Origin of the sequence: Shigella flexneri 2a str. 301 (genome assembly GCF_000006925.2) — a bacterium.
Lineage (GTDB): Bacteria > Pseudomonadota > Gammaproteobacteria > Enterobacterales > Enterobacteriaceae > ECMA0423.
The window spans coordinates 710,344-728,162 of record NC_004337.2 but is presented as its reverse complement, the minus strand read 5'-3'; the positions used below and the strand labels follow the sequence as shown (position 1 = coordinate 728,162).

Below are 17,819 nucleotides of genomic sequence, written 5' to 3'. Positions count from 1 at the left end.
CGATCCTGCGACCGTCTTTCTGTACCGACACAACCCGTTTACCGGTTAATAAATCAAGGCGCGCCTGACGCAGCGCCTGCAGTTCAGCGACTGTAACCATTCACTCCTCCGGACAGCTTCGCTGCCAGTTCTTCAAGGGTCGGTTGTGCAGTTGCATCCTTGCGGGATGCAACTGCACAGCCAGATCAAGTTGCCAGCGTTGCACGGACACACGTAATGCCGCATAGGCATACACCAGGCAGTCCAGCGCTTCGTTACGCCGCTTTTTGTTATCCCACAACAGACGCATCTTTCCTTTTTCCCACTTTTCCACCAGTTCCTCCGCCACCAGTTGTTGTGCCTCTGTCTGCGAAAAAATCTCCGGATTATCAGGAAAGCGGATGGCATACGATGTGGCCTCATTCACAGGGGTGGGATCGGCCTTCATTCGGGCATAGAGAATTTCTTTTGCGGTATCCGTCCCCACCTCACACAGATACACACCCCGCTGATTGCGGGTTTTCGGCATGGTGATCACCGGCTTGCCATAGACAGAGGCACCTTTTACCGGCAGTACCCGGAAAATACCGTGTTTTTTTGACCTCTGATACACGATTTCGCCATCGATCCCCCCGATATCCCAGCAGACACGGGAAATGGTCATTTCGGTACCGTCTGCATGGCGGTATTTTTTATTGATCGCCGCATCCACACGTAACAGCGTCTCTTCCTCATCAGGACGTCCCATGATGATGATTTTATCCACCAGAAAGGCTTCCTCTCCCGGAGCCCACCCCCAGACATACATCTCAAAACGGTTTCGCTGCGAGTCAATGCCCGCCGTCAGATAAACCACCCGGACAGGCACCGTTGCCGTGTAAGGCACAACCTTATCCATCAGTACCTGGTGATCGAGTTTTTCGCCCACGGCCTCTTCCCAGGTCTCGCCCAGCGTGGTGTTCACAAAAGTTTTCACGCCGTTGGGATCTTTCAGTGCATCCAGCCAGTCACAGACTATCTGTACCCTGGTGGTGAACGGACTGTACGCCGTCCATATATGGAAAGTGATGGAGCGCGGCGGCGGAATTTCATTACCCGAAGCACTGAAAAACGTCAGACCGTCACACGTCCACATCCCGGTATTGTCACAAATCCAGCGCCCCCCGGTCTGATCAAGTTCAGACTGACGGATCACGCAGCCATTATGTTCACACAGGTAATACACCGTTTCCGGTTTACCCTTCTCCCATTTCAGGCCAAACGACGTCGCATCATCGCCAAACTTCAGATACTGCTCCTCCCCGCATGAGGGCAAGGGACATAAAACCGCATGAAATGCGCAGATTCATTCGCAGCTTTTTCAATCTGACAGGAGCCTTTAATTTTTGGCGTTGAACCGCGTATGGATTTTGGCCATACCGAACCTTCAATACTGTTTATCGCCAAGCAGTGTTGGCGAACCTTCTTTTTCCACATCCGGTTCAAACGAGGAGAGTTCGTCATAGCAGACCACATCGACAGATTTTTCACGGTAGTTTTTGGCAGCAGCACCACCCAAACACCAGAACCCCACACCAGAGGAAAAACGCTTCAGTGTGAGCGTATTATCCCGGTGTTTCCGGCCCAGCCAGGGAGAAAGTTTTTTCAGGCAAGGAACATCACGAATTGTTGCTTCCACGTGAGACTTCATAAAATCTTCAGCAGCTGAGTCCGTCGGCTGAAAAAGAAGAGTGTTGCGGGATTTGTGCTCAATAAAATACCCGATCACACCAAGCACCATTTTTGTATAACCAACACGGGCAGATTTAATCAGGTTAACTGTACGAATCTCGTCATTGCCCATGCAGTTCATGATGGCGACCTGAAACTGCAGCGTTTTCCATTCCCCCTCACCGTATGACGATTCTTTAGGCAGGTAATAATTTTGATCGGCCCATTCTACAGCCGTCACCGGCAATACCCTGACCAGTGGCTGCAGTGCGATAGTGACTGCCACCATCATATTACTCAGTTGTTGTTCTGATATATTCATCGAGTAAATCCGGTAATTTATCCCCCGCACGCGCGCACTGATTCGCTCCCTTAGCAATAAGGATTTTCAGATGATCAATATGACGCGGCGTTAAATCCGGGAACTGTCGTTGCATGGACAAAGGAATGGAGTCAAGCGTACTGGATAAAGCCATCGCCAGCTTACTAAGGGCAAAAATACAAAATCCGGTATCGATAAGATTTCCTTTTGACACCTGATTTTTTAACTGCTGTGCGACAGCCTGTTCTGCGGTCAGTTCCCATCTGGCAATGAGTAGTTTGAGGTGTACTGGCAATAGCGGACACTACCATTTGTTCTTTTTTTAAGCAGCCATCTGATGATATTTTTCCCTGAAGGCTGCCGGGGAGATATTCCCCAGACGAGAGTGACGACGCTGACGATTGTAGAAAATCTCAATGTATTCCCGTATTACTGAGATGGCTTCATCCCGGTTATTAAAACGATAGTGGCTCAGGCTCTCATTTTTCAGCGTTCCCCAGAAGCTTTCCATCGGAGCATTGTCGTAACAGTTACCTTTACGCGACATTGATGTTTTCAGACCAAACTGCTCCTGTATGACCCGGTAATCGTATGCGCAGTACTGTGAACCTCGATCAGAGTGGTGGATTAGCCCGGCAGGTGGGCGCTGGCTCCTGAGCGCCATAAACAGGGCTTTACCTGTCAGCTCTTTTGTCATGCGCTCTCCCATGGCGTAGCCGACAATTTCGCACGTATAAACATCTTTGATGCCAGCGAGGTACAACCATCCCTCCTGTGTGGCAACATACGTCAGGTCCGCCACCCAGACCTGATTTGGTGCTGTAGGAGCGAACGTCTGGTTCAGCAGATTTGGCGCAACTGGCAGATTGTGGTTCGAGTTCGTAGTCGCTCTGAACTTGTGTTTCTGCTTACAGCGTAGCCTCAGCTCCTTACGAAGACGTGCCAGTCGGTCACGACCAACGATGATGCCATTCTCTGCCAGCTCCGTCTGGAGCCGCCGGGTTCCATATGTTTCGCGAGTGCGGATATGTGCCACCTTAATCTCCAGTTTTAGCCGCTCATCACTTTGTTTTCTGTCTGAGGGTTCATGCTGTACCCAGTTGTAATAACCGCTCCTGGATACACCAAATACCTGACACATCGCTTCAATGGGAAATTGTTGTCGCCATTGTGAACCGCCCCGGGAATCCTGGAGACTAAACTTCCTGAGAAAGAGGTAAACAGGATGACTAAAAATACTCGTTTTTCCCCCGAAGTCCGTCAACGGGCAGTCCGTATGGTTCTGGAAAGTCAGGGCGAATATGACTCACAATGGGCGACAATTTGTTCCATTGCTCCAAAGATTGGCTGTACGCCGGAGACTCTGCGTGTCTGGGGTCGCCAGCATGAGCGGGATACCGGGGGCGGTGATGGAGGGCTCACCACCGCTGAACGTCAGCGTCTGAAAGAGCCGGAACGTGAAAATCGTGAACTGCGCCGCAGTAACAATATCCTTCGCCTGGCTTCCGCTTATTTTGCAAAGGCGGAGTTCGACCGCCTCTGGAAAAAATAATGCCACTGCTGGATAAGCTGCGTGAGCAGTACGGGGTCGGACCGGTATGCAGTGAACTGCATATTGCCCCGTCAACGTATTACCACTGTCAGCAACAGCGACATCATCCGGATAAACGCAGTGCCCGTGCGCAGCGCGATGACTGGCTGAAGAAAGAGATACAGCGCGTATACGATGAAAATCACAAGGTATACGGTGTAAAGTCTGGCGTCAGTTGTTACGGGAAGGTATCAGAGTGGCCAGATGCACTGTGGCACGTCTCATGGCGGTTATGGGACTTGCCGGTGTTCTCCGGGGTAAAAAGGTCCGTACGACCATCAGCCGGAAAGCCGTTGCCGCAGGCGACCGCGTAAACCGTCAGTTCGTGGCAGAACGACCTGACCAGCTGTGGGTGGCTGATTTTACTTACGTCAGCACATGGCGGGGCTTCGTCTATGTGGCGTTCATCATTGATGTGTTTGCCGGATACATCGTGGGGTGCCATGGAAACGACATTCGTGCTGGATGCACTGGAGCAGGCGTTATGGGCCCGTCGACCGTCCGGCACGGTCCATCACAGTGATAAAGGTTCTCAGTATGTATCGCTGGCCTACACACAGCGGCTTAAGGAAGCCGGATTACTGGCATCAACAGGAAGTACAGGCGACTCGTATGACAACGCGATGGCGGAGAGCATCAATGGTCTTTACAAAGCGGAGGTAATACACCGTAAGAGCTGGAAAAACCGTGCAGAAGTGGAACTGGCCACACTAACGTGGGTGGACTGGTATAACAATCGACGATTGCTGGAAAGGCTGGGCCACATCCCTCCGGCAGAAGCAGAAAAAGCTTATTATGCTTCCATCGGAAACGATGATCTGGCAGCCTGAGTTCACAGATAAAACACTCTCCAGGAAACCCGGGGCGGTTCATTGTTCGATTAACGCGTATTTTTCAGCGACTCCTGTGCAAAATACGCTGTTGCTTTTTTTAAAATATCTCGCTCAAGGCGAGCTTCATTTAACGCCTTACGCAGTTGCAGAATTTCAGATTCCAGTTCAGCCACCGTGCGGGAACCAGGAGTACCGAGCCCTTTTCTGGCGGCGGTAACCCATTGTCCTAAAGTGCCTTCAGGAAGAGATAATCGGGAAGCGCCTTCACTGATCGAAAGTTGATTTTCAAGAACCGTTCTGACAGCTTCGGCTTTGAACTCTTTAGAGTAACGTTGGGTTTTTCTGCTCATTATTAGCTCCTTCTGATGCCATTCTATTTCAGGAAGGAGTGTCCGTTAAACTCAGGCTACCTCACCCGTCCCGGATACCGAGAACGTTTCGTCCAGCAACTGGAGAGAGTTCGACGGTGGCATCATTGCCCATGCCGGAGGCGCTGGAGGTTTCGGCTGAGGATGGCACAGGGCATTTTCCTTTGACGAGCACCCGACCACCATTATCAAGCTTGCGCCGAAGAGCATCATTTTCAGCTTTCGCATCAGCTAACTCCTTCGTGTATTTAGCATCGAGTGCATCAGCATCACGCTGGCGCTGCTGCATGTCAGTAATGGTTGCGTTCGCCAGCTTCAGTTCTCCGGCGTTTTTGTCGCGCTGCTCTTTGTAGGTAATGGCGTTATCACGGTAATGATTAACAGCCCATGACAGGCAGACGATGATGCAGATAACCAGAGCGGAGATAATCGCGGTGACTCTGCTCATTGATCTATCCCCCAACAGGCTAATGCGCTTTCCTGGTCACGACGAATAACCTGTCCATAGCAGTTATTTGAACGTATGCGGCAATCGCGCCCAACATCTTTTATCCACCAGCGAATCGCCTCGCATGCGCCCTTACGATCACCGGCATTCAGCCGCTTATAAAACGTCGACGGGAAACACTTACCGGGGCCAATGTTATAGGGGCAAAATGACGCTATACCCGCTTTCTGGGGTTCGGTCAGAGGTACTTTAATATTGCGCTCCACCCATGCCAGCGCCTTATCACGTTCAATAGCGTTAACCTGGTCACATTTTTCCTTCGACAGCTTCATTCCCGGTATGACAGGCTTACCATCCACCATTGTGGCACCACGACAGATGGTCCATATGCCAGAACCATCACGGTATGCCGTTGTGTGATTACCCTCTTTTTCGTTCAGAAACTGGTCAAGTATCTGGGGAGCAGACGCGCCTGCGGCAATCAGCGCCAGAACAGCAGCCGACAGGCCGTATTTGATTTTTGCGCTCATGGATATTTATCAGGATTTATCGGCAACAAATAACGAGCCAACTTATATACGCCTTTTAAGATAAGTCAGCCCCGGCTGGATCCAGTCATCAGGCTCTTTCTTAAAGGGGGAGTATTGAAATCACGAAGAAGAGCCTCCCGCACCGCAGCATCCATGTCTGCACCACTGGCAAGTGCTTCAATCTCTGCCGCCACCTGCAAATACCCCATGCAACGGCCAATGCGTTTCATAACTCTGGTGTTTTCGTCTTTCAGGCATCTGATAGCGAGATTAATAATTTTCAGGCAGTGATGATGCGATGCCCGGACAGGTTTTCCGTTCTCATAAACGACGAACTCACCCTCTTCACAGGAAACCCTGAAAGGCCGATGGGGTTCCTGGTCTTTATCCGGTGCAGACGCAATAAAATCACTTTTATGCTCTTCCTCTCCGGCACTGTTAACCGTAATGACGTACTCAGGCCGCAGGTAAGCCGCCTCTTTTTCTGACAATGCGGCCGGTAAAAACTTTTCCTGCAAAAACTTCATAAAAGTCTCGTGAGCGACTTTGTGGCAGTAATCGTAAATCGCCGCATAATGCTCATCGCGGCGTTTGTTTTCATCTTCAGAACTCACCAACGCCGACAATTTTTTATTAAGCTCAGTGATTTCATTTTCCAGGTGATTGAATCGCTGATTCATTTCTTCATGCTTCATTATTTACTCTCCCCGTGCAGCCTTACGCTTGTCTTCTCTTATTTTGAAATACAGATTCGTCAGATAAGTCAGAAGCCCCAGAAGCAGACTTCCCAGCACACCAATCGCAGCCCACTGTGATGGCCTGACCTGATCCAACCACTGCAAAAACCAGTAGCCGGCACTGCCGGCGGAGGTGCCGTAGGCAATGCCCGTTGAAATTTTGTCCATGGATTTCATAGCCTCACCTCCGCAAATAACGGATGGCGTAGTTTTACACTGAGAAATGAAAGGGATTTGAAAAGAAAAAAACGCAAAAGCGGGCGAAACGATATATACAGTAAGGAAAGCACTCTATCCAACAAACCACCCACAGTTAATCGGAATAAAAGCAGAGTGCTTATGAATGATCGCACGCCCGAAGGTTAGTATTTCTGCACAGCAATTTTGCAAAAAAAGGCGATCATTCATAACTTAAACGTCTTTCAGTCACTCCGGGATTTCCCATCATCGCAGACTGAAAGACTCTGACTGGAGCGGGCAGCGGGAATCGAACCCGCATCATCAGCTTGGAAGGCTGAGGTAATAGCCATTATACGATGCCCGCATATGGTGCCGACTACCGGAATCGAACTGGTGACCTACTGATTACAAGTCAGTTGCTCTGCCTGCTGAGCTAAGTCGGCGCTGGCCCACCACCGAGGACTCGAACCTCGCACCGTCAACTTAGAAGGTTGATGCTCTATCCGGATGAGCTAGTGGTGGTTGGTGGCCCTTGCTGGACTTGAACCAGCGACCTGGCGATTATGAGTCGCTCGCTCTGACCAACTGAGCTAAAGGGCCGGAGGCAGAATAATAACCATATGTCATCACATCTGCAAACTCATCTGACCACCAGCGTGTTTAACGTCCTGTACCGTTTTTCAGGCATAAAAAACCCGCCCGGAGGCGGGTTTAAGCTGTGTGGCGAAGCAACCACTCTTAACAGAATATCCCGTTTTTTACGTACGTAAAATATTTTCTAGAAAGTCGCCCCTTACCATCAGGGATGTTCAATATATTTGTCCATTTCTAACCGGACACCCAACATCATCAACATTCCTTCCACCACCCCCTCGGCTTTTTGTAGCTTCTTTCCTATATAACCATCTGAGCATCCATGCTTCCGCGCCAGCGTCATGAATGTCATCCCAAACACGTAGTAGTCAACCAGCAAGTCATGTAGATCGTTGTTGTTCCGGTTAAGGCGGGCCATACACCCACATATAACCATCGCGTCATCGTCACAGCATTGCGGGCGGGATTTTACTTTTGAAGGGATTAATCCCTTAAAACCGGCAGCAATGGACGACCAGGTCACATCCTCATGATTATTAGCCACCCACGCGCCCCAGCGCTCAAGAACCTGCTGAATATCACGCATCACTGTCTTTACCCCTGTCCCATCCACGATGAACAATCAGAACACCATCAACAATGGCGTGCCCTTTGCCCTCTTTATCTTCAGCATATTTTCTTACCGTGGCGCGATTACAGTTCAGCATTCGTGAAACTTCGGTCATATTACCTCGTGTCTGGATAAGCAGTTCCGGTATCGTTTGAATTTTGACGCTCATCAAATACTCTCCGGTTCGGTGATTTTTATCCCGGGCTTTCCACCAGGGACATAATGATCGCGCACAAGCCAGGGCAAAACAAACTCATGGCGCATCAGCGCAGCGCCTCCTGCACCAGTTTTTCAAACTTTCCGACTCTGGTTTCCAGCTCTGCCACACAGTCCACCAGCTCATCTACTGCTTTCTGTGCGCGATGCTTCGCCTGCATCAGTTCCCGAAGCGCGGGTACCATATCTTTACGGATAGCATCTTTTGTTATGCCCGTTTTTTCGAGTTGTTCAGCATGACGCAGCATTTCCTGCGCGTGTTTACGCAATTGTTCAGGGGTAAAAGTCATTGTCTGGTTGTTCAAAAGAAACGCTCCATCTTACTGCTGTCAGTTCGTTTATTACTGTATCTGCGCGGATTGCCGGGCTTCATGGGAGTGGAAAGCACCCGTGCACTTTCCTGGTCCACAGGCAGAAAATGTCCGTTATAAAAACGCCGGTAAATCGTTCCCAGAGAACCGTTACGTTGTTTCGTGATATTGATTTCTGCGATGCCCCTGGCCTGCGTATCCGGGTTGTACACTTCATCCCTGTAAAGCATCAGAATGATGTCTGCATCCGCCTCTATTTCTCCGGAATTTTTCAGGTCTGAGTTCATGGGACGTTTATTGGGTCTGGACTCCACACCGCGGGAGAGCTGGCTCAGCGCAATCAACGGAAAACCACCGGATTTTGCCAGGCCTTTAAGCCCCTTTGAGATTTCACCCACGGCAAGGTCATGACGCCCCGTGGTTCGGGTTTTTATCAGCCCGAGATAATCAACCACCACCAGCGCCGTTTCCGGATATTTAATCAGGTGGTGTTTCGTTGTTGCGCATATCTCATCAATGGCCAGGTTCGCCTGGTCCACCATCCAGATATTGCGCCCGGTCATCCGCCCCACCCCTTGTGAGAAACGCGTCCAGTCTTCATCTTCAAAGTGAGCCACAGATTTCAGGCGTGATACTGGCATCCCTCCAGCCGCAGACACCATACGTTCACCAATCTGGATGTTCGCCATCTCCATGGTGAACAGAAGCACACCATGCCCCTGCTCAGTCACCTTGTCGATGATGTCCAGCGCAAGTTCGGTTTTCCCCATCGAAGGACGGGCGGCAATGAATACCAGGTCTCCGGGCTCCATACCGCCTGTTTTTGCGTCCAGTTCATCAATACCGGTCATCAACGTCCTGGATTTCTCCAGCCCCTGATTCCGGCATTCAACACGCTCAACCACTTCCGGAAGCACATCATCAATATGTACCGGCTGAATGACGCCCTTTCCTGTCGACAGTGTGACCATCATGTTCTGCGCATCCTTCAGGGCATCTTCAGCTGCTTCACAGGTATGCGCATCACGTAATTTCTGCAGCGCCTCATTCAGTGTTTTTTCTGCATCGCGCAGTGCGGCATTGCGCCGCAACGCTGCAACATAGTGCTCCAGTGAAGACTTCACCCAGGTTTTACGCCCGGTATCAGTAATCACCGGGGCAAGTTCCGGCATCTCATTACACAACAGCACGGGGTCAATCACTCCTGAAACACGGGCCTGTCTGCAGATGCCTGTATAGATATCCTGATACGCTCGTACAGAAAAAACGTCCGCTGGCAGTGTGGCCAGAATATCCATCACTTCAGGATCTGCTCCGCGCAGAAAGAACGCGCCGATGACAGCGCCTTCAAGGTCATCGTTACGCCATACTGGAGTTGTCATGCAGCCACACCTCTGATACGAGAACGGTAACTGGGCCAGTTAAACGACAACCAGTTGCGTCCCCCGTCTGTGATCCTGTCGGCAATTCGGGGACTGATGAACGCCCACAACTCTTCCGGTGAGAGGTTACTGATCAGAATGGTGGGCAAGATACTTTCGTACCTGGCGTTGATAATTTCCTGCAAAATAGCCATTTCAGCCGCGCTGCCAAACTGAACGCCAACTTCGTCGATGATCAGCAAATCCATTGACGCATAACGCTCAATAACTTCATCCGCTGTTTTTTCGCTGTCATTCCGCCAGCAATTTTTCACAGCACGGGTAAGGCGCATCACGTCGGTGATCTCCACACTGGCCAGATAGTTACGGATGATGTGTTTTGCCATAGCCACAGCCAGATGATTTTTTCCGGTACCACAACTGCCGGTCATAACAAGACTGGTACCGTTCTCCAGCATATCTGGCCAGTTCTCCGCATAGCGGCGACAGGCCGCAAGATTTCTGGCTGCGCCAGGATTAACCTCCAGATAATTATCAAACTCGCAGTCCCGAAAACGCAGGGCAATTCCGGCGTTATCAGTCAGCTCTTCCGCCTTGATGGACGACAGCTCCATGGTCAAATCGTTGGCCTCAGCGATTAAGCAGTCAGGGCAGCATGAAATTTCTTCTCTGTCCTCGCCATTACGATCGCTCCACACCAGTATATGCGTGTGATATTCGCCATGTTTTTCGCAATATCCGCGACCTTCACGCATCAGGCAGGAACGATAAGGCCATGGCTTTTCGCCCTTCTGAGCAAATGCAATCTCTGCCCGTAACTCATCCATTCGCGCCTGTAGTCTTTTTTGTTGTTCACGCAGGTTAAACGTCATCATCGCTGTCACCTCAGAATGTCTGAAGTGGCACACTGAATTTGGCCACCTGAACAGAGGTGATATGCTCACCTCAGAACAACACAGGTGCTCCAATGAAAAAAAGAAATTTTAGCGCAGAGTTTAAACGCGAATCCGCTCAACTGGTTGTTGACCAGAAATACACGGTGGCAGATGCCGCCAAAGCTATGGATGTTGGCCTTTCCACAATGACAAGATGGGTCAAACAACTGCGTGATGAGCGTCAGGGCAAAACACCAAAAGCCTCCCCCATTACCCCGGAACAAATTGAAATCCGTGAGCTCAGGAAAAAGCTACAACGCATTGAAATGGAGAATGAAATATTAAAAAAGGCTACCGCGCTCTTGATGTCAGACTCCCTGAACAGTTCTCGATAATCGGGAAACTCAGAGCGCATTATCCTGTGGTCACACTCTGCCATGTGTTCGGGGTTCATCGCAGCAGCTACAGATACTGGAAAAACCGTCCTGAAAAACCAGACGGCAGACGGGCTGTATTACGCAGTCAGGTACTTGAGCTACATGGCATCAGCCACGGTTCGGCCGGAGCAAGAAGCATCGCCACAATGGCAACCCGGAGAGGCTACCAGATGGGACGCTGGCTTGCTGGCAGGCTCATGAAAGAGCTGGGGCTGGTCAGCTGTCAGCAGCCGACTCACCGGTATAAACGTGGTGGTCATGAACATGTTGCTATCCCTAACTACCTTGAAAGGCAGTTCGCCGTGACCGAGCCAAATCAGGTGTGGTGCGGTGATGTGACCTATATCTGGACGGGTAAGCGCTGGGCGTACCTCGCCGTTGTTCTCGACCTGTTCGCAAGAAAACCAGTGGGCTGGGCCATGTCGTTCTCGCCGGACAGCAGGCTCACCATGAAAGCGCTGGAAATGGCATGGGAAACCCGTGGTAAGCCCGGCGGGGTGATGTTCCACAGCGATCAGGGCAGTCATTATACGAGCAGGCAGTTCCGGCAGTTATTGTGGCGATACCAGATCAGACAGAGTATGAGCCGGCGCGGAAACTGCTGGGATAACAGCCCAATGGAACGCTTCTTCAGGAGTCTGAAGAACGAATGGATGCCGGTGGTGGGTTACGTAAGCTTCAGCGAGGCAGCTCACGCCATAACGGACTATATCGTTGGATATTACAGCGCACTAAGACCGCACGAATATAACGGTGGGTTACCCCCAAACGAATCGGAAAATCGATACTGGAAAAACTCTAACTCGGTGGCCAGTTTTTGTTGACCACTTCATTGCGCAGTTCTTCACTTGCTGAGGAAAAAACAAGCGTTCCATCCTTCTCGACATACCCATCCGTTTCAAGCAGACCACACAGCATGCCTATACGCGTTGATTTATTTGCGGAAAAAAACACACGAGGGATGAATTTGTTTTTTGCTGTGCACCCCATTAGTCCATAACCTCGCAGGGTCTCCATGAGTGGATTTACCTGACCACGCGCCGTTGATATCAGCCAGTCCTTACCATCTCCAGAGAAGTTGTAATCAGGCAGTTCAGCCTTCATACGCTCGATCATGTATGGCTCGACGTTTGAAAACTTCACGCTCCCATTGCTAAGACTACCATCCCCGAGAAGGGAGCCGATAACCCATGCTAATGGCTCTGAGTGGTCGCCAAAGTCACCAGTTATTTCAGGAATCCTAACGCCATTTTTGTGCCTCTTCGTTTCACTCAACCGCTTCAACCCGAAGGTATCTATCACGCGGCGTTTCTCGCCTTTCGTGAATCCACGACTAGTGACCTCCCATAGGTGATCGCCTGCGCAATCAACATAACGACCATCTTCAAATGTGACTCGGTAAACATCTCTAACACCCTGCGGGAATATCCCAGTGACAGTTGACGGATTGCCGTCTACTGACGCCACCTGATCGCCAATTTTTACATTCCCGTGAGTAGTCCATGTCCCATCAGCTAAAAGAATAGGCTCATTCAGTGGGCATGCCTTTCCGTGACCGTGCACACCATTGACCAGCGTCAACTCTGCCTCACGGAACTGGAATTTATCTGCCAGAGATTCCCACGGTGGATTAAACAGATACTGCTGCTTGCCGTAGAAAGCGTTGATAGTGTCCTGGTAAAACTCTCGCGCACTGTAGAGTTCTTCAGGATCGAAGTAGGATGCCGTGCCGATGTACTGCCAGATTTCATCCTCGGTAACACCGTTCATCAGGCATTCGTTGATGTCTTTGTACGGCAGAGTAACAAGACGGCAACGATGTTCACCGAGTCGGCTTACGATTTCCCTTGCGGCTTCACGACCAACATCATCAACGTCCATCGAGATGAATATTTCCTCAAACCTGTCGAGGTTGTGATACTCAAACTCAATCCACTGTTGCTTAGCGCCTTTCCCGCCACCAAACGGCACGGATAACGCCGAGATGCCGTATTGCGCATAGCTCATACAATCAATTTCGCCTTCGCAAAGCACAACCACCCTCACGCCAGCGTCCAGAGCCTGCCATCCGAACAGGCAAGGTTCGCAATCACCTTCTGCCATAATGACTTTCTTCCCGTCCGGGCGCTCAGTGCTGATTCGCTTGACCTGCAACAACTCACCATCGCGTTTGTACGGAAGCACCAGAGCATCCAGTTCTCGTTCTCCATTCCACACCTTGCCGCTGACAACCTCGTAGCGCTTTACGACTTCTGGCGATATGCCACGCGATTGCAGGTACTCAAGATGGGATTCTGTTCTGGTAACGTAGCGGGCGATTTTCTTACGATCAGGTCTGGAGAATTTCTTCTCACGTCTGGCATCGAAATGGTGATCGTCATCCTTGATACCGAGAAATGCTTTCGCTTCCTGCATAGCCTGATGCAGGTTAATTCCACGACATGCCATCCACAAATCAAGCATGTCACCGCCGTCTCCCTCAGCGAAATCAGCCCATTTTTTCTTGCCGATAAGGTTGACCTTAAGGCTGTTTCCCTTGTCACCGTTGACGTTACCGGCAACCCACTCATGCCCCTCTATCTTGCCGTTTGGCAACAGGTGCGGAGCCACCCTGTCAACCTGCGCCCAAAGCAGGTCGCTAAGTTCACTTGGCCTCATGATTCCCTCAGATTGAGATTTTTAAACCAGAAATCGACAAACGAAATACTTAACCAGCCGTGGTTATAACCAGCGACCAGTAGCGATTTGATTTTTGATTTCATGGTTCACCTGTCGAAAAACACATAGCCAGTTTTCGATACGGTGATTGCGGATGATGGTCTGGATTGTGGTTGAATGGTTTCTGGCTTCTCGTCGTTCCAGCGCTGACTGAGGTAGCCTGAGTTTAACGGACACTCCTTCCTGAAATAGAATGGCATCAGAAGGAGCTAATAATGAGCAGAAAAACCCAACGTTACTCTAAAGAGTTCAAAGCCGAAGCTGTCAGAACGGTTCTTGAAAATCAACTTTCGATCAGTGAAGGCGCTTCCCGATTATCCCTTCCTGAAGGCACTTTAGGACAATGGGTTACCGCCGCCAGAAAAGGGCTCGGTACTCCTGGTTCCCGCACGGTGGCTGAACTGGAATCTGAAATTCTGCAACTGCGTAAGGCGTTAAATGAAGCTCGCCTTGAGCGCGATATATTAAAAAAAGCAACAGCGTATTTTGCACAGGAGTCGCTGAAAAATACGCGTTAATCGAACAATGGCGACAACAATTTCCCATTGAAGCGATGTGTCAGGTATTTGGTGTATCCAGGAGCGGTTATTACAACTGGGTACAGCATGAACCCTCAGACAGAAAACAAAGTGATGAGCGGCTAAAGCTGGAGATTAAGGTGGCACATATCCGCACTCGCGAAACATATGGAACCCGGCGGCTCCAGACGGAGCTGGCAGAGAATGGCATCATCGTTGGTCGTGACCGACTGGCACGTCTTCGTAAGGAGCTGAGGCTACGCTGTAAGCAGAAACGCAAGTTCAGAGCGACTACGAACCCGAACCACAATCTGCCAGTTGCGCCAAATCTGCTGAACCAGACGTTCGCTCCTACAGCACCAAATCAGGTCTGGGTGGCGGACCTGACGTATGTTGCCACACAGGAGGGATGGTTGTACCTCGCTGGCATCAAAGATGTTTATACGTGCGAAATTGTCGGCTACGCCATGGGAGAGCGCATGACAAAAGAGCTGACAGGTAAAGCCCTGTTTATGGCGCTCAGGAGCCAGCGCCCACCTGCCGGGCTAATCCACCACTCTGATCGAGGTTCACAGTACTGCGCATACGATTACCGGGTCATACAGGAGCAGTCTGGTCTGAAAACATCAATGTCGCGTAAAGGTAACTGTTACGACAACGCTCCGATGGAAAGCTTCTGGGGAACGCTGAAAAATGAGAGCCTGAGCCACTATCGTTTTAATAACCGGGATGAAGCCATCTCAGTAATACGGGAATACATTGAGATTTTCTACAATCGTCAGCGTCGTCACTCTCGTCTGGGGAATATCTCCCCGGCAGCCTTCAGGGAAAAATATCATCAGATGGCTGCTTAAAAAAAGAACAAATGGTAGTGTCCGCTATTGCCAGTACACCTCACTGATCCAACCACTGCAAAAACCAGTAGCCGGCACTGCCGGCGGAGGTGCCGTAGGCAATGCCTGTTGATATTTTTTCCATCTGATACATATCCCGCCCCCCCGACAGACCTGTGCTATCGGAAAGAAAAAAGGCCATCAGCAAAACTCTGATGGCCTGAATCACCTTTACCAATATTGTATGAAAAAACACGCACGACTAATTGACAATAATTTTCATTTCCATTAAAAAAGATCGCGTAGCATTCTTAATTCATGAGGAACTTTACCCGCCAGCAATCTGAGTAGCGAAAGCTGTTCATCCCCAATGTTTTTGCTGGCGGGTCCTTTTTTCTACGGTCCTCCTCCCCGGAGGGGGCATTTCATTATTTTTCTAATCGTTACTGGTGAGAAGGCGGAAGAAAAAGCCAGTTCTTCGCCCCTAAATAACAGCATGATTCCAGTCCATGCAAAATCTGATTTCCAGCTCACACATACCGAGCACTGTACAAAAAACCGCCAGCCAAGGCAGTTAAGAGTGTGTTCCCGGGGTTTGCTTAGAATATTTTGTAAGTTGTCCGAAGAGATATTTACAACACCAGAATGATGCATTATCAGTCCCCTGCCAGAGGTTCACTACGTAACCTGACCGACAATGCACCATTCTGGTGCTGAAAAAAGAGCACTGGAACTGCAACAAAACAACATCACAGAACAGGAGATGGTAAGGAGTCAGACATTCCCACACAATATTGTGTCAGTGCAAATAACAACCTTCGTCTCAAATCTCGCTGGAGCGGGCAGCGGGAATCGAACCCGCATCATCAGCTTGGAAGGCTGAGGTAATAGCCATTATACGATGCCCGCATATGGTGCGACTACCGGAATCGAACTGGTGACCTACTGATTACAAGTCAGTTGCTCTGCCTGCTGAGCTAAGTCGGCGCTGGCCCACCACCGAGGACTCGAACCTCGCACCGTCAACTTAGAAGGTTGATGCTCTATCCGGATGAGCTAGTGGTGGTTGGTGGCCCTTGCTGGACTTGAACCAGCGACCTGGCGATTATGAGTCGCTCGCTCTGACCAACTGAGCTAAAGGGCCGGAGGCAGAATAATAACCATATGTCATCACATCTGCAAACTCATCTGATCACCAGCACGTTTAACGTCCTGTGCCGTTTTTCAGGTATAAAAAAAACCGCATAAAGCGGGCTCTTTCAAATGTCCATGTCTGCTATTCGCCTCGCGGTACAGCTTTGCGAAGCGTACAAGAATTGAAGCAGTTTTTACGTCAAAAAGCAATAACTTTTTTCTCTATACCAAAAGCCATAACCATTGGTTTGTACAAAATAAATTCTGCCACCTTTAGCCAATGCTCAATGCGTCTTTCACAGGTTCTTAAACTCCATTTCGGGTGTGCATCATTCAGCAGTTCAGCCATTTTGCATTTGGTCATCCCCCGCCCCTCATACCGTTGCCGAAGGACGCTAATCAATCCTGGATGCTCTGCCAGCACCTCACTTATGACCCGATCAATACATAACGCCTCTGCATCAGTACAATGCGCCAGCCAGCTCTTTTGCTTACCGTTAATCATATCCCGCAAAAAAGCCTCAAGTTCAGACTTGTTCAGACCTGCTTTTTTCATCCTCCGGAGCGCCTCGTTAATTGCCGTTTTTGTCAGCTTTTTAGAGGTCAACATCAGGTTAAACATATTCCCCGTCTTACCGCCACTGAAGTGGTCAACAAAAACTGGCCACCGAGTTAGAGTTTTTCCAGTATCGATTTTCCGATTCGTTTGGGGGTAACCCACCGTTATATTCGTGCGGTCTTAGTGCACTGTAATATCCAACGATATAGTCCGTTATGGCGTGAGCTGCCTCGCTGAAGCTTACGTAACCCACCACCGGCATCCATTCGTTCTTCAGACTCCTGAAGAAGCGTTCCATTGGGCTGTTATCCCAGCAGTTTCCGCGCCGGCTCATACTCTGTCTGATCTGGTATCGCCACAATAACTGCCGGAACTGCCTGCTCGTATAATGACTGCCCTGATCGCTGTGGAACATCACCCCGCCGGGCTTACCACGGGTTTCCCATGCCATTTCCAGCGCTTTCATGGTGAGCCTGCTGTCCGGCGAGAACGACATGGCCCAGCCCACTGGTTTTCTTGCGAACAGGTCGAGAACAACGGCGAGGTACGCCCAGCGCTTACCCGTCCAGATATAGGTCACATCACCGCACCACACCTGATTTGGCTCGGTCACGGCGAACTGCCTTTCAAGGTAGTTAGGGATAGCAACATGTTCATGACCACCACGTTTATACCGGTGAGTCGGCTGCTGACAGCTGACCAGCCCCAGCTCTTTCATGAGCCTGCCAGCAAGCCAGCGTCCCATCTGGTAGCCTCTCCGGGTTGCCATTGTGGCGATGCTTCTTGCTCCGGCCGAACCGTGGCTGATGCCATGTAGCTCAAGTACCTGACTGCGTAATACAGCCCGTCTGCCGTCTGGTTTTTCAGGACGGTTTTTCCAGTATCTGTAGCTGCTGCGATGAACCCCGAACACATGGCAGAGTGTGACCACAGG

19 protein-coding genes, 8 tRNA genes, 2 pseudogenes and 7 other annotated features (1 of these 36 running past the window's edge) are annotated in these 17,819 nt (G+C 50.3%); of the genes and pseudogenes, 6 read left to right on the top strand and 23 right to left on the bottom strand.

All coding sequences use genetic code 11. The annotated features are described in order from the left end of the window. Window positions 1-100: 100 nt before the first annotated feature. The 3 genes and pseudogenes from SF0699 to SF0697 form a co-directional block, all read right to left on the bottom strand. Window positions 101-2,011: pseudogene (locus tag SF0699) on the bottom strand. Further along, window positions 1,983-2,306: a DNA packaging protein of prophage; terminase small subunit gene (locus SF0698; protein NP_706626.1), complete on the bottom strand. Its 324-nt coding sequence runs from the start codon at window positions 2,304-2,306 to the stop codon at window positions 1,983-1,985. The pseudogene SF0699 and the gene SF0698 overlap by 29 nt, the downstream one beginning before the upstream one ends. Continuing rightward, window positions 2,291-3,183 (bottom strand) — a mobile genetic element (partial). It overlaps the preceding gene by 16 nt. Further along, window positions 2,334-3,152 (bottom strand): insertion sequence element IS600 protein, encoded by an 819-nt coding sequence (locus SF0697; protein NP_706625.1) that lies wholly within the window; start codon window positions 3,150-3,152, stop codon window positions 2,334-2,336. Its footprint overlaps the feature before it by 819 nt. Next, window positions 3,183-4,043 (top strand) — a mobile genetic element (partial). On the opposite strand from SF0697, the gene SF0696 reads away from it, so the two are divergent. Continuing rightward, window positions 3,237-3,563: an insertion sequence element IS629 protein gene (locus SF0696; RefSeq protein NP_706624.1), complete on the top strand. Its 327-nt coding sequence runs from the start codon at window positions 3,237-3,239 to the stop codon at window positions 3,561-3,563. (Overlaps the previous feature by 327 nt.) Next, window positions 3,563-4,432: pseudogene (locus SF0694) on the top strand. The gene SF0696 and the pseudogene SF0694 overlap by 1 nt, the downstream one beginning before the upstream one ends. Continuing rightward, window positions 4,044-4,474, top strand: a mobile genetic element (partial). It overlaps the preceding pseudogene by 389 nt. Next, window positions 4,473-4,849 (bottom strand) — a mobile genetic element (partial). (Overlaps the previous feature by 2 nt.) Here the strand turns inward: SF0694 and SF0693 are convergent. From SF0693 to SF0684, 13 genes are all read right to left on the bottom strand, one after another. Then, window positions 4,483-4,785 (bottom strand): insertion sequence element IS600 transposase, encoded by a 303-nt coding sequence (locus SF0693; protein NP_706621.1) that lies wholly within the window; start codon window positions 4,783-4,785, stop codon window positions 4,483-4,485. It overlaps the preceding feature by 303 nt. Beyond that, complete coding sequence (locus SF0692; RefSeq protein ID NP_706620.2) at window positions 4,847-5,251, bottom strand: endopeptidase; 405 nt, start codon at window positions 5,249-5,251, stop codon at window positions 4,847-4,849. After that, on the bottom strand, window positions 5,248-5,781 hold the full coding sequence (locus tag SF0691) for an endolysin R of prophage CP-933V (protein ID NP_706619.3): 534 nt from the start codon (window positions 5,779-5,781) through the stop codon (window positions 5,248-5,250). The genes SF0692 and SF0691 overlap by 4 nt, the downstream gene beginning before the upstream one ends. Before the next feature lie 65 nt (window positions 5,782-5,846). Beyond that, window positions 5,847-6,476 (bottom strand): bacteriophage protein, encoded by a 630-nt coding sequence (locus tag SF0690; RefSeq protein NP_706618.1) that lies wholly within the window; start codon window positions 6,474-6,476, stop codon window positions 5,847-5,849. Between the two features lie 3 nt (window positions 6,477-6,479). After that, window positions 6,480-6,695 (bottom strand): S protein, encoded by a 216-nt coding sequence (locus SF0689; RefSeq protein ID NP_706617.1) that lies wholly within the window; start codon window positions 6,693-6,695, stop codon window positions 6,480-6,482. 292 nt (window positions 6,696-6,987) lie between these two features. Next, window positions 6,988-7,062, bottom strand: a tRNA-Gly gene (locus SF4462). Window positions 7,063-7,065: 3 nt separating this feature from the next. Continuing rightward, window positions 7,066-7,141: transfer RNA gene (locus SF4461), tRNA-Thr, on the bottom strand. Window positions 7,142-7,143: 2 nt separating this feature from the next. Beyond that, window positions 7,144-7,220, bottom strand: a tRNA-Arg gene (locus tag SF4460). A 1-nt stretch (window position 7,221) separates the two neighbouring features. Further along, window positions 7,222-7,298 (bottom strand) — tRNA-Met (locus SF4459). A 199-nt stretch (window positions 7,299-7,497) separates the two neighbouring features. After that, on the bottom strand, window positions 7,498-7,878 hold the full coding sequence (gene ybcQ, locus SF0688; RefSeq protein ID NP_706616.2) for a Q protein: 381 nt from the start codon (window positions 7,876-7,878) through the stop codon (window positions 7,498-7,500). Between the two features lie 287 nt (window positions 7,879-8,165). After that, entirely contained in the window at window positions 8,166-8,423 is a 258-nt protein-coding gene (locus SF0687) for a bacteriophage protein (protein NP_706615.1), read from the bottom strand. Then, a complete protein-coding gene (locus SF0686; RefSeq protein NP_706614.1) occupies window positions 8,420-9,811 on the bottom strand; it encodes a helicase in 1,392 nt (463 codons plus the stop codon). The genes SF0687 and SF0686 overlap by 4 nt, the downstream gene beginning before the upstream one ends. Next, window positions 9,808-10,686, bottom strand: coding sequence for a replication protein DnaC (locus SF0684; protein ID NP_706613.2), 879 nt, complete (start codon window positions 10,684-10,686; stop codon window positions 9,808-9,810). The genes SF0686 and SF0684 overlap by 4 nt, the downstream gene beginning before the upstream one ends. A 20-nt stretch (window positions 10,687-10,706) precedes the next feature. Then, window positions 10,707-11,955: a mobile genetic element, on the top strand. Here SF0684 and SF0685 point away from each other — a divergent pair. Beyond that, on the top strand, window positions 10,743-11,081 hold the full coding sequence (locus tag SF0685) for an insertion sequence element IS911 transposase InsN (protein NP_706612.1): 339 nt from the start codon (window positions 10,743-10,745) through the stop codon (window positions 11,079-11,081). It overlaps the preceding feature by 339 nt. Continuing rightward, on the top strand, window positions 11,108-11,947 hold the full coding sequence (locus SF0683; RefSeq protein NP_706611.1) for an insertion sequence element IS911 integrase core domain-containing protein: 840 nt from the start codon (window positions 11,108-11,110) through the stop codon (window positions 11,945-11,947). Its footprint lies within the feature at window positions 10,707-11,955. Here SF0683 and SF0682 read toward each other — a convergent pair. Next, on the bottom strand, window positions 11,922-13,781 hold the full coding sequence (locus tag SF0682; protein NP_706610.1) for a bacteriophage protein: 1,860 nt from the start codon (window positions 13,779-13,781) through the stop codon (window positions 11,922-11,924). The genes SF0683 and SF0682 overlap by 26 nt on opposite strands. A gap of 211 nt (window positions 13,782-13,992) precedes the next feature. Next, window positions 13,993-15,256: a mobile genetic element, on the top strand. Here SF0682 and SF0681 point away from each other — a divergent pair. Together SF0681 and SF0680 are read left to right on the top strand one after the other, a co-directional pair. After that, window positions 14,057-14,359 (top strand): insertion sequence element IS600 transposase, encoded by a 303-nt coding sequence (locus SF0681; RefSeq protein ID NP_706609.1) that lies wholly within the window; start codon window positions 14,057-14,059, stop codon window positions 14,357-14,359. It overlaps the preceding feature by 303 nt. Beyond that, on the top strand, window positions 14,395-15,213 hold the full coding sequence (locus SF0680) for an insertion sequence element IS600 protein (protein ID NP_706608.1): 819 nt from the start codon (window positions 14,395-14,397) through the stop codon (window positions 15,211-15,213). It lies within the feature at window positions 13,993-15,256. Before the next feature lie 770 nt (window positions 15,257-16,026). On the opposite strand, the gene SF4458 is transcribed toward SF0680, so the two are convergent. The 6 genes from SF4458 to SF0678 form a co-directional block, all read right to left on the bottom strand. Beyond that, a tRNA-Gly gene (locus SF4458) sits at window positions 16,027-16,101 on the bottom strand. Window positions 16,102-16,104: 3 nt separating this feature from the next. Next, a tRNA-Thr gene (locus SF4457) sits at window positions 16,105-16,179 on the bottom strand. A 2-nt stretch (window positions 16,180-16,181) separates the two neighbouring features. Next, window positions 16,182-16,258 (bottom strand) — tRNA-Arg (locus SF4456). A gap of 1 nt (window position 16,259) precedes the next feature. Beyond that, window positions 16,260-16,336, bottom strand: a tRNA-Met gene (locus SF4455). Between the two features lie 189 nt (window positions 16,337-16,525). After that, window positions 16,526-16,948: a bacteriophage protein gene (locus SF0679; protein NP_706607.1), complete on the bottom strand. Its 423-nt coding sequence runs from the start codon at window positions 16,946-16,948 to the stop codon at window positions 16,526-16,528. A 20-nt stretch (window positions 16,949-16,968) separates the two neighbouring features. Then, window positions 16,969-17,819, bottom strand: a mobile genetic element; it runs 398 nt beyond the window's last position. After that, complete coding sequence (locus SF0678) at window positions 16,977-17,816, bottom strand: insertion sequence element IS911 integrase core domain-containing protein (RefSeq protein NP_706606.1); 840 nt, start codon at window positions 17,814-17,816, stop codon at window positions 16,977-16,979. Its footprint overlaps the feature before it by 840 nt.